Origin of the sequence: Lutibacter profundi (assembly GCF_001543325.1) — a bacterium.
GTDB classification, from domain to species: Bacteria; Bacteroidota; Bacteroidia; order Flavobacteriales; family Flavobacteriaceae; genus Lutibacter; species Lutibacter profundi.
Genome location: NZ_CP013355.1, coordinates 2,413,265 through 2,425,582, shown reverse-complemented (window position 1 = coordinate 2,425,582; position 12,318 = coordinate 2,413,265). Strand labels below are relative to the sequence as shown.

Genomic DNA, 12,318 nt, shown 5'->3' with positions numbered 1-12,318 from the left:
ACAAATATAAAGGGTAGCTTTATTTAAAGCACTATATATCAATACTTTTTACTTAAAAATTTAACAAATGGAGTTATTTTGTTAATAAATGGTATAATTAGGAGAATGAATACCTAATTATATTTACCAAGAATATTTTACACTATATAATTAACTGTTTTTCAATTAAGTATAATTAATTATTAATTGTTTTATTTCAATTTATATTTTAGTAAAATTCAAAAATAAATTTTCTATTTTTGTTGCTCAATTTTACTACATTTTATGAAAAAATATGACGTAGCCGTTATAGGCTCAGGACCAGGAGGGTATGTTGCAGCCATACGCTGTGCGCAATTAGGCTTAAAAACTGCTATTATTGAAAAATACAATACACTAGGTGGCACCTGCCTAAACGTTGGTTGTATTCCTTCAAAGGCTTTGTTAGATTCTTCACATCATTACTATGATGCTAATAAACACTTTACCTCTCATGGAATTAATGTAAAAGGACTTGAAGTTGATTTTAAGCAAATGATTGCTCGTAAAAATGAAGTAGTTGCACAAACTTCGGGTGGTATTAATTATTTGATGGATAAAAATAATATTACTACACTTCAAGGTATTGGAAGCTTTATTGATCCCACTCATATTACTATTACCAAAAATAATGGAGATACGGAACAGATTGAAGTAAGTAAAACTATAATTGCAACAGGTTCAAAACCATCAACTTTACCCTTTATAAAATTAGATAAAAAAAGAATTATTACTTCAACTGAGGCGTTAAACTTAACTGAAATTCCAAAACATTTAATTGTTATTGGTGGTGGTGTAATTGGATTAGAATTAGGTTCAGTTTACAGCAGATTAGGATCTGATGTCTCTGTTATAGAGTATATGCCTACAATTACACCTGGTATGGATGCTATGCTTTCGAAAGAATTGCAAAAATCATTAAAAAAACAAGGTTTAAAATTTTTTACTGGTCACAAAGTTACTTCTGTTGTTAATAATGGAAATGAAGTTATTATTACAGCAGCTAATAAAAAAGGTGTTTCAACTGAATTTAAAGGAGATTATACGTTAATTTCAGTAGGAAGAAAACCTTACACTAAAGGATTAGGGCTAGAGACCATTGGTATTAAAGTGAATGAAATGGGTCAAATAGAAACCAATGAACAATTACAAACCAATGTATCAACTATTTATGCTATTGGCGACGTTGTAAAAGGAGCAATGTTAGCACACAAGGCTGAAGAAGAAGGAACTATGGTTGCTGAATTAATTGCAGGTCAAAAACCACATATTGATTACAATTTAATCCCTGGCGTTGTTTATACATGGCCTGAAGTTGCTACGGTTGGTAAAACAGAAGAGCAATTAAAAGAAGCTGGTGTAAATTACAAATCTGGCACTTTTGCTATGCGTGCATTGGGTAGAGCAAGAGCAAGTATGGATATTGACGGACAAATAAAAGTATTGGCTGATGCTAAAACAGATGAAATTTTAGGAGTTCACATGATTGGAGCTAGAGCCGCAGATATGATAGCTGAAGCTGTTATTGCTATGGAGTTTAGAGCTTCTTCTGAAGATATTGCCCGTTCATCGCATGCACATCCAACATATACAGAAGCATTTAAAGAGGCTTGTTTAGCTGTTAACAACAGAGCTATTCATAGTTAAAAAATACATAAATATTAATTAAAAAAGTTCTTTCAAATTGAAAGGACTTTTTTAATTTTGCTCAAATGCTTCGAACTACCACCAAAATTAAAGTTGAAAATATTTCTAAATTTAAAACGCAACTTTTAAAATGGGCACAGCAATTTAAAACGGCTGTATGGCTTGATAGTAATAATTACCAACAACAACATTCTAATTTTGATGCAGTATTAGCTGTAGATACCATTTCAAAAATTGAAACTAATTATACAAATGCCTTCCAAAAATTAAAAGAATATCAATCGAATGTGAACGATTATATTTTTGGTTATTTAAGTTATGATTTAAAAAATGACGTTGAAAAATTAACTTCATCTAACTTTGATGGATTGCATTTTCCTGATTTATTCTTTTTTCAACCTAAAAAAATATTTTTAATTAAAGGAGACACTATTGAGTTTAAATACCTTTCCTATAATCAAAATGAAATTGATTTAGATTTAGAAAAAATTAACCATTTTAAAACTAAAATCCTAAAACCCAAAGCAGTAATCCTGAGCGGTATTGAAGGGCAAGTTAAAATAAAACTTCGAATTCATAAAGATGAATATTTTCAAAAATTAAATGCTGTTTTAAACCATATTCATAGAGGTGATATTTATGAAGCTAATTTTTGTCAAGAGTTTTACAGCGAAAATACGACTATAAGCCCTGTGGAAGTTTATCAAAATTTAAACGAAATATCTAAATCTCCTTTTGCAACTTTTTTAAAACTGAATGACTTATTTTTATTATCTGCTTCACCCGAACGCTATTTAAAGAAAGATACTAAAATTGTAATCTCTCAACCAATTAAAGGAACAGCAAAAAGAGCTAAAAATTATAGTGAAGATTTAAAGTTAATCGAGAAATTAACACAAAACCCAAAAGAAATCGCTGAAAACATAATGATTGTTGATTTAGTTCGGAATGATTTATCTCGTTTTGCAATTAAAGGATCTGTAAAAGTTGACGAACTTTGTAAAGCGTATACTTTTGAACAGGTACACCAATTAATTTCAACCATTTCTTGCAAAGTTAAAAGAAACCTTCATCCTGTTGATATTATAAAAAACACCTTCCCAATGGGAAGTATGACTGGAGCTCCAAAAATTTCAGCAATGAAAATTATTGAAGAACTGGAAGAAACAAAACGAGGTTTATACTCTGGTGCTGTGGGTTATTTTACACCAAAAGGTAATTTTGATTTCAATGTAATTATTAGAAGTATTTTGTACAATGCTTCAAAAAAGTACATATCCTATTCGGTTGGTAGTGCAATTACAGCACAATCTATTCCTAAAAAAGAATATGAAGAATGCTTGTTAAAAGCCAAAGCAATGAAATACGTTTTATTAAACTCTAAATAGGTATATTTACCCTTAAATTATGAAAGTTGTTTTACAAAAACATATCCATCAAAATTTATCATTTTTAAAAGATAAAAATTTACTGATTGCTATCTCTGGCGGAATTGACAGCACTGTTTTAGCTGATTTATTTTATCAGCTAAACTTTTCAATTTCATTAGCACATTGTAATTTCATGTTACGAGGAAAAGAAAGTAAAAAAGATGAACAATTTGTAAAAGAATTAGGTGATAAATTAAAAATACCTACATTTATAATTCAATTTGAAACAAAAAAATACGCACTAGAAAATGGTATCTCAACTCAAATGGCAGCTAGAGATTTACGTTACAATTGGTTTCAAAAAATTACACAGCAAAACAATATTGATTTTATATTAACTGCACATCAAAAAGATGATGTAATTGAAACTTTCATTATTAATTTAACACGAGGAACAGGTTTAGATGGATTAACCGGTATCCCTGAAATTAATGGCAATATCATAAGACCTTTACTTCCTTTTGATAGAAATGATATTTTAATTTATGCTACCAAAAATAAATTACAATGGAGAGAGGATCAGAGCAATTCATCTTTAAGATATGTTAGAAATAAGATTAGACACAAAATAGTTCCTGTTTTAAAAGAATTAAATCCCAGTTTGTTAGACACATTTCAAAATACCCTTGAAAACCTGAAAGAGAGCAAGCAAATTATTAAAGATTGCATTCAAAATGTTAAGCAAAAAGTTATAACTACCCATAATAATGAAATGCATTTTAATATTTCAGAATTAAAAAAATTAAGTAATCCGAAAATTTATTTATACGAATTATTAAAAGAATATGGATTTACAGCATGGAATGATGTAGACGACTTATTAAATGCGCAAAGCGGAAAACAACTTTTGAGTAAAACACATAGATTACTTAAAGATAGAGCTGTTTTAATTTTAACTAATTTATCAAATACAGAAGAATCTGGAGTATTTGAAATTAAAGAAAATACCTCTAAAATAACTTTCCCTATTCAATTAGAATTTGAAAAAATTGAAATCCCTTTTGATACCAAAAAACATCAAAATAAAATTTTTAATGAATTAATTTCCACTGAGACAAATACTATTTCAATTGATTTTAACAAACTTACATATCCCTTAATTTTACGAAAAAAACGAAAGGGAGATTATTTTTACCCAATAGGTTTAGGTGGAAAAAAGAAAATAAGCAAGTTTTTTAAAGATCAAAAACTTTCGCTAATTGACAAAGAAAATATGTGGCTTTTATGTTCTGATAATGATATTATTTGGATTGTAGGAAAAAGACTAGATGACAGATTTAAAGTTTCTAAGTCTACTTCAACAATTTTAAAAATAAAATTGTAACTTTAAAACCACCTCATATAATTTAGTTTAGTTTTTCTCTATGTTTTTTAATAAATATAAAATTATATTAATACCATTGTTACTTGTTACTTTTATAAGTTTTTCACAAGAAAAAGACAAAACACGCAAACTACCTTCAAGTATTTATACAACCGTATTTAAAAAAACGGCAAACTTAAATAGTAAATACCACATAAACCAAAGACTTCGTTTAACATCTTACCAATTTATGTTCTTAAAATTAAGAAATATTGAAGAAGGTTATTTTAACATTCCTATGTACCCTATATACAACCCTCCTACTGAATTTATTTACGATTCATATAATAAACTTTACAGTAATTTACAGTTACAAAAAAGTTTTTTTAAAATTGCTGATTTATACAAAGTCCGTGAAAAAAATAAAAAATAGTGTTTTTAAAAAACGTTTTCGTTAAATTATTTACCAAAACAATCTTTTTTAATGAAGCTTTTGTAATTTTCAATTCTAAATAAAAAACATGCACAAATCACCAAAACTTACGAGGTTTAACGAAAATGTACTCGCAAAATACCAAATTTACAATAGTATTTTTATGACACTTCCGTTTGATACAATAACAAAAACAGGCGTTTTGTTACCACTATTTCATGATGTTTGTGAAAATGGGTTTTTAAACAAAAAAAATCCAACCGAAATTGTAGAAACCTTTTTTAAAACATACCAAGAAAACCCAACTGAAACAGAAAAAATAAATTTATTGTTTAAATTTATTCAATACATTGAACGTCAGGTTGTTTTATTTGATGCAATTGAAGATGCAGCATTCCCAATTGTTAACAATATGGATGGTGTTGGGACTTTACGGAATAGCAAAGAAATGGCCTCTTTAGAAAACAAAAAAGAAGATTTAAAAAATTATCTCAAAAACTTTAAAGTTCGCGTTGTTTTAACAGCTCACCCAACACAATTTTATCCTGGAACTGTTTTAGGAATTATAACAGATTTAACAGAAGCTATTGAAAATAATAATTTATTATTAATAAATAAACTTCTAGCTCAGTTGGGAAAAACTCCGTTTTTTAAACACGAAAAGCCCACTCCTTTTGATGAAGCCATTAATTTAATATGGTATTTAGAAAATGTATTCTATCACTCAATTTCAAAAGTATACAGCTATATTCAAAGCAACATATTAAACGGGGAACTAATTGATAATGAGATAATTAATTTAGGTTTTTGGCCTGGAGGTGATAGAGATGGAAACCCTTTTGTTACCACACAAATTACTTTAGATGTTGCCAAACGTTTAAAACAAACCATTTTAAAAAATTATTATAAAGATATTCGTTTATTAAAAAGGCGTTTAACTTTTGATGGTGTTGAACAGCCTATTTTAGAATTAGAAAAAATGATTTTTGAAAATAGCGTTAATTCTGATTTTAAAACACTACTTCCTTTAAACTTGTTTAAAGAAAAATTATTTCAAATAAAAGAAACACTTATTACAAAACACCAATCTCTTTATTTAGATGAAATTAACGATTTTATCAATAAAGTGCACTTATTTGGATATCATTTTGCAACGTTAGATATTCGACAAGATAGTAGAATCCATCACACAGTTTTTTCAGAAATTGTAACAACTTTACAAAAAAATGGAAGTAACTTATTTCCAAAAAACTATTTAGAACTTTCAGAAAATGAACAACTAAACATTCTTTCAAAAGTTTCTGATAACATTGATATATCTATTTTTAAAGATGAAATGGTTACCAAAACATTAAGCTCAATACACGCTGTAAAAACCATTCAGCAAAGTAATGGAGAAAAAGGCGCAAATCGCTATATTATTAGTAATAACCAAACTGCCGTAAATGTAATGGAAACATTTGCAATGTTTAATTTATGCGATTTTAAACACAATATAACCGTTGATATTATTCCACTTTTTGAAACTATTAATGACTTAACAAATGCAACGAGTGTTATGAAAAAATTATACACAAACACTGCCTATAAAAAGCATTTGAAAAATAGAAATAATAAACAAACTATTATGCTTGGCTTTTCTGACGGAACAAAAGATGGTGGTTATTTAATGGCAAACTGGTCTATTTTTAAAGCAAAAGAAAACTTAACAAAAATATCTAGAGAGCACGGTATAAAAGTTATCTTTTTTGATGGTCGTGGTGGCCCACCTGCTCGTGGTGGTGGAAAAACACATCAATTTTATGCGTCATTAGGCCCAACCATTGAAGATGAAGAAATACAATTAACGGTACAAGGACAAACTATTAGCTCCAATTTTGGAACCTTAGATGCTGCTCAATACAATATTGAACAATTATTAAGTTCAGGAATTTCAAACGAATTATTTAGTAGTACTAATAATGTTATGACTAAAGAAGATACTGAAATTATGAATGATTTGGCATTAACTAGCTATGAAGCTTATACCAATTTCAAAAACCATCCAAAATTTTTACCATACTTAGAACGAATGAGTACTTTAAAATATTATGCTAAAACGAATATTGGAAGTCGACCTTCAAAACGTTCTAAATCTAAAAAATTAAACTTTGCAGATTTACGTGCTATACCTTTTGTTGGCTCTTGGAGTCAGCTAAAACAAAATGTTCCTGGTTTTTATGGCGTTGGATCTGCTCTAAAAAAATATGAAGATAATGGTGAATTTAATAAACTAAAAACATTTTATAATAATTCCGATTTTTTCAAAACACTTATTGGAAATAGTATGATGTCTCTTTCAAAATCTTTTTTTGAACTAACCAAATATATGAGTGAAGATGAAGAATTTGGAGCTTTTTGGAAACTTATTTACAATGAATATAAAATTTCGAAAAGGCTTATTTTAAAACTTTCTAACTATGATGAATTAATGCAAAGCAATAAAGTTGGAAAAGCATCTATAGATATTCGCGAAAATATTGTGCTACCTTTACTAACCATACAACAATATGCATTGCGTGAGATTCAGAAATTACAAAAACAACAAAATCCTGATACTAATTTAATTAAAGTATATGAAAAAATGGTAACTAGATCATTGTTTGGAAATATTAACGCAAGTAGAAATTCAGCTTAATTATGAACTCAAATCAGCTAAAAGAAAACGAATATTCACCCTTCTATAAAAATTATATTACAATTTTAGGTGATGTAAATTTATTGGAAATATTAAATGATTCATTAGAAAATTTAATGAATACACTGAAAGACTTACCTGAAGAAAAACTTCAATATAGATATGAAGAAGGAAAATGGACTATTAAAGAATTAATTCAACACATAATTGATGCAGAACGAGTGTTGAGTTATAGAGCTTTGCGCTTTGCTAGAAATGACACTACAGATTTACAAGGTTTTGATGAAGATTGGTATGTAAATAACTCTAATGGAAATAGTAGAGATTTTAATGAGTTGTTAAATGAGTTTTCTTTAATTAGAAAGGCTACCATTTCACTATTTAAAAGTTTTTCAAATGAAATGTTAATCAATGCTGGATCTGCAAACGGGAACAACATGTCTGTTAGAGCATTAGGATTTATTATCGCTGGCCATCAAATTCACCATTTAAATATTATTAAAGAAAAATATCTTTAATCATCTTTATCCAAAAAGAAAATTTCATTGACAGGTTTTTTAAATATTCTTGAAATTTTCAAAGCCAATACCGTTGACGGAACGTATTTGTTTAATTCCATAGCATTTATAGTTTGCCTACTAACACCAATCATTTCAGCCAATTTGGCTTGAGTTAAATTATAAATTGCTCGTTCAACTTTTATTGTATTATTCATCTTCAAAAACATTTTTAGATTTGTACAATACGTAGTGAAAACGAATTATAAAGAAAAATAATATGGTAAACATATTAAAAATCATAATGTTTAAAAAAGTTAAATCAAACACAAAAAATACTGCAAAAATTAAAATAATATAATTTATATAGGTTGCCCAAATTAAAGATTCCATTCTAATTTTTGAAATATATTCATCTTCGTCTTTTGTTTTTGAAAATGAGACTAAAATTCCGCCTACAATTAGTAAAATTGAAGCAATTTCATCTGACACATTATTTTTTTTCCATTTTAAGGGAGATAAAGAAAATACATCCTTTTCTCCCAATAAAGGAAAAACATTCATTTCCCATTGAGGGTATTCATAGTCATTAAACAGTAAAACTATTCCTAATGCAAATCCTCCTATAAATAAAAACCATCCTAGGAGTTTATATTTATGTGGAAATAAAAATCTTGATTTCATATAACTATTTTATTTTAACATTTATCTAAATGTAATAAATACTTTACATTTAGACAAATATTTTTTACAATTTATGTTTGTATGATATAAAATATTATATTTGAACTAACGATAAAATAATTATTTTCAAATGCGCACATTTAAAAAAGTTTTAATCATAATTAGTCTACTTTTAGTATTCGTTTTAATTGGAGGGGTAATTTATTTCAACAGTTTGAAACCTTCCTATTCTGGTTCTATTAAGTTGGAAAACATCACAAAAAAAACCACTGTATATTTTGATGATTATGGCATTCCTCATATTTATGCTGAAAATCAATTAGATGCTATGACGGCTTTAGGATATGTGCATGCACAGGACAGACTTTGGCAAATGGAATTAATGAGGAGAATTGCTCCGGGTAGATTGTCAGAAATTTTTGGGGGAAAAATGTTAAAGAATGATATGTTTTTTGCTCGTTTAGGAATTGAAGAAGCTTCCAAAAAATCTATTGAGAAATTAGATAAAAATAGTGATGTTTATAAGTTGTCTATCGCTTATTTAAATGGTGTTAATCAATTTCTTAAAAATGGACCAACACCCATTGAATTTACTTTAATAGGTATAGAAAAAGAGCCCTTTCAATTAATTGACATTTATAATGTTATGGGTTATATGTCGTTTAGTTTTGCAATGGCTCAAAAAACAGACCCTTTATTAAGCGTTATTAAAGAAAAATTAGGAAATCAATATATAAATGATCTTGGTATTGATATCAACCCAAATACTGTGCTTATAAAAAATTCTAAACCTACAGTTGAAAGTTTATCATCTATGGTTTATCAGATAAATGAAATTATGAGTAATTCACCCATACCCCCGTTTATTGGAAGTAATAGTTGGGTGGTTTCACCTAAAAAAACAAGTACAGGAAATGTTATTTTTGCCAATGATCCACATATTGCGTACTCACAACCTGCTGTTTGGTATGAAGCACATATTTCAACACCAAACTACGAATTGTACGGATATCATTTAGCAGGAGTACCATTCCCTTTATTAGGGCACAATAGAGATTTTGCTTATGGTTTAACTATGTTTGAAAATGATGATATTGATTTTTATAAAGAAGAAAATCACCCTACCAATAGTAACAAATATAAAACTCCTAATGGTTACGAAGATTATATAACAATTACCAAAACCATTAAAGTTAAAGACGCAAAAGATGTCACTATTAATGTTAAAAGCACACGACATGGACCAATTATGAATGATGTTGTTAATACAATTTCAGAAACAGCTCCTATTGCTATGTCTTGGGTATTTACCAAATTTGAAGGTAAAATGCTCAATGCCCTTTATACTATTTCAAGAGCCACCGAAATGAAAGATGTAAAAAAAGGTGCTTCTATGATTTATGCACCTGGTTTAAATATTATGTATGGTGATGCAAAAGGAAATGTAGCTTGGTGGGCTGCAGGTAAGTTATACAAAAACAAACCAAATGTTAATCGAAAATTTATTTTAGATGGAGCCTCTGGTGAAGATGATCCTATTGAATATTTAAATTTTAGCAATAATCCAATGGCTGAAAACCCGTCATGGAATTACGTATATTCTGCCAATAATCAACCTGATACTATTGCTAATATGTTGTATCCTGGATATTATCTTCCTGAAGATAGGGCGAAACGTATTGTTGAGTTATTAGAACCAAAAAATAATTGGAATAAACAAACAATGGCTGCAATGATAAACGATGTAACTTCAGCTGTTTCTCCTAGCATTATTAAAAAATTAACTTCCATTATTGATTTTAACTCTTTTACTAAAAATGAACAAAGAGCTATTGATGTTCTTCAACTATGGAATGGTTCAAATACAACAGATGCAGTTGCTCCAACTATTTATAATAAATGGATTTATATCTATTTAAAAAACACTTTTGAAGATGAATTAGGGAGTGAGCTATTTACACAACTTTTAAATACACATTTATCAAAAAGAATTATTGCTAGTCAAATTGAAAAAGATTCTTCTATTTGGTGGGATGATATAACCACTAAAAACAACATAGAAACCAGAAAAGATATTTTATCAAAATCACTTAGTGAATCTGTAGCATCTTTAGAAAAGCAACTTGGAAAAAATATTACAACTTGGAATTGGGGAAAAGTACATACACTAGAACACAAACATCCTTTGGGAACTATTGCTGCTTTAAAAAATTATTTTAATGTTGGTCCTTTTCCAATAAAAGGTGCTAACGAAGTAATTAACAACAGTATTTTTAATTTTAACAATTCTGGCTTGTATAATGTGAATGCAGGTTCTTCAACACGAAGAATTATAGATTTTTCAGATGTTGAAAATAGCATTAGCATTTTGCCAACTGGAGAATCTGGTAACCCTTTTAGTAAACACTACAAAGATCAAGCAAAAATGTACAACAAAGGTGAATTTAGAAAAATGAAAATGAATAAAGATGAAATTATACGTGTTTCAACTAAACTAATGATTGAACCTAAAAGATGAATAAAAGAATAACCATTAAACAAATTGCAAAAGCATTATCTGTTTCTATCTCTACAGTTTCAAAAGCTTTGAATGACAGTTATGAAATTAGTGATGAAACTAAAAAAAGGATTCAAGAATATGCTAAATTACACAAGTACAAGCCTAATACACTAGCGCTAAGTTTACAAAATAAAAGAACAAAAACAATAGGTATTATAATTCCAAACATTTTAAATTATTACTTTGCCAGAGTTTTAAGAGGAATAGAAAAAACTTCAACCAAAAGAGGCTATAATATTATTACCTGCATAACAAATGAATCTTACAAAAAAGAAGTAGACACCATGGAAATGCTCTCTAACGGAGCTATTGATGGTTTTATAGCTTGCCTATCTATAGAAACTTTGAAGAATAAAAACTTTGAACATTTTTACACTATTTTAGAAGAAAAAACACCCATTGTTTTGTACGATCGTGTACACAAAAACATTAACTGTGATAAAGTTGTTACAGACAATATAAAAAGTGCTTATAAAGCAACTCGTTTTTTGATGCGCTCTGAATGTAAAAATATTGCTTTAATAACTACTTCAGAGGGATTAAAAATAAATAGTTTTAGAGTAAAAGGGTATTTAAAAGCTCTTACCAAATACAATGTAGTTCCTAATGAAAATATTATTATTAGACAAAAAAACGAAAAAGGCTTAAAAAAACGCATTAACCAAATGTTAGATACAAATACCGTTGATGGTATTTTTACAATTGATGAAGTTTCAGGAGCAATTGCAACACAAGTTTTAAATAAACGCACTATTAAAATTCCTGATGATATTGCTATTATAGGATTTACCAATGGTATTTTATCAAGATATAGTACACCGCCACTAACTAGTGTTAACCGATTTGCACATACAACTGGTGAAGTTGCAGCTAAAAGGTTAATTGATAAAATTGAAGGAAAAATTGAATTTGATGATATTAAAACTGAAATTATTAGAACAGAATTAGTTGAACGTGATTCAACAAAAAAAATGTTTGTCAAATTTTAAAAAACATGTTATCTACCTTATTTAAAACTTTAAAAAAATCTAGTTCTATTCCTTTTAAAAAGTACAGTTTTTACTTCAAT

The 12,318-nt window shown here is 28.1% G+C and carries 10 protein-coding genes; 8 read left to right on the top strand and 2 right to left on the bottom strand.

Annotation, left to right across the window (positions count from 1 at the left end):
* Positions 1–264: 264 nt before the first annotated feature.
* The 6 genes from lpdA to Lupro_RS10670 all read left to right on the top strand — a co-directional run bounded on the left by lpdA (position 265) and on the right by Lupro_RS10670 (position 8,026).
* Positions 265–1,665 (top strand): dihydrolipoyl dehydrogenase, encoded by a 1,401-nt coding sequence (gene lpdA, locus Lupro_RS10695; RefSeq protein WP_068209963.1) that lies wholly within the window; start codon positions 265–267, stop codon positions 1,663–1,665.
* A 65-nt stretch (positions 1,666–1,730) separates the two neighbouring features.
* The gene (locus tag Lupro_RS10690; protein WP_068209960.1) at positions 1,731–3,053 is read left to right on the top strand and encodes an anthranilate synthase component I family protein; all 1,323 of its coding nucleotides are present in this window, start codon (positions 1,731–1,733) and stop codon (positions 3,051–3,053) included.
* 19 nt (positions 3,054–3,072) lie between these two features.
* Entirely contained in the window at positions 3,073–4,419 is a 1,347-nt protein-coding gene (gene tilS, locus Lupro_RS10685) for a tRNA lysidine(34) synthetase TilS (protein ID WP_068209957.1), read from the top strand.
* Positions 4,420–4,459: 40 nt separating this feature from the next.
* Positions 4,460–4,831 carry a hypothetical protein gene (locus Lupro_RS10680; protein WP_068209955.1) on the top strand — a complete coding sequence of 124 codons (372 nt, stop codon included), beginning with the start codon at positions 4,460–4,462 and terminating at the stop codon, positions 4,829–4,831.
* A gap of 88 nt (positions 4,832–4,919) precedes the next feature.
* Entirely contained in the window at positions 4,920–7,508 is a 2,589-nt protein-coding gene (locus Lupro_RS10675) for a phosphoenolpyruvate carboxylase (RefSeq protein ID WP_068209952.1), read from the top strand.
* 2 nt (positions 7,509–7,510) lie between these two features.
* Positions 7,511–8,026 carry a DinB family protein gene (locus Lupro_RS10670; RefSeq protein ID WP_068209948.1) on the top strand — a complete coding sequence of 172 codons (516 nt, stop codon included), beginning with the start codon at positions 7,511–7,513 and terminating at the stop codon, positions 8,024–8,026.
* On the opposite strand, the gene Lupro_RS10665 is transcribed toward Lupro_RS10670, so the two are convergent.
* The gene (locus Lupro_RS10665; RefSeq protein WP_068209945.1) at positions 8,023–8,223 is read right to left on the bottom strand and encodes a helix-turn-helix transcriptional regulator; all 201 of its coding nucleotides are present in this window, start codon (positions 8,221–8,223) and stop codon (positions 8,023–8,025) included. The genes Lupro_RS10670 and Lupro_RS10665 overlap by 4 nt on opposite strands.
* Positions 8,216–8,689, bottom strand: a complete 474-nt coding sequence (locus tag Lupro_RS10660; RefSeq protein ID WP_068209942.1) for a hypothetical protein — start codon at positions 8,687–8,689, stop codon at positions 8,216–8,218. The genes Lupro_RS10665 and Lupro_RS10660 overlap by 8 nt, the downstream gene beginning before the upstream one ends.
* A 130-nt stretch (positions 8,690–8,819) precedes the next feature.
* Here Lupro_RS10660 and Lupro_RS10655 point away from each other — a divergent pair, with 130 nt between their 5' ends.
* On the top strand, positions 8,820–11,207 hold the full coding sequence (locus Lupro_RS10655; RefSeq protein WP_068209939.1) for a penicillin acylase family protein: 2,388 nt from the start codon (positions 8,820–8,822) through the stop codon (positions 11,205–11,207).
* Positions 11,204–12,238, top strand: coding sequence for a LacI family DNA-binding transcriptional regulator (locus Lupro_RS10650; protein WP_068209935.1), 1,035 nt, complete (start codon positions 11,204–11,206; stop codon positions 12,236–12,238). Before Lupro_RS10655 ends, Lupro_RS10650 begins: the two co-directional genes overlap by 4 nt.
* The last annotated feature ends 80 nt before the right edge of the window (positions 12,239–12,318 follow it).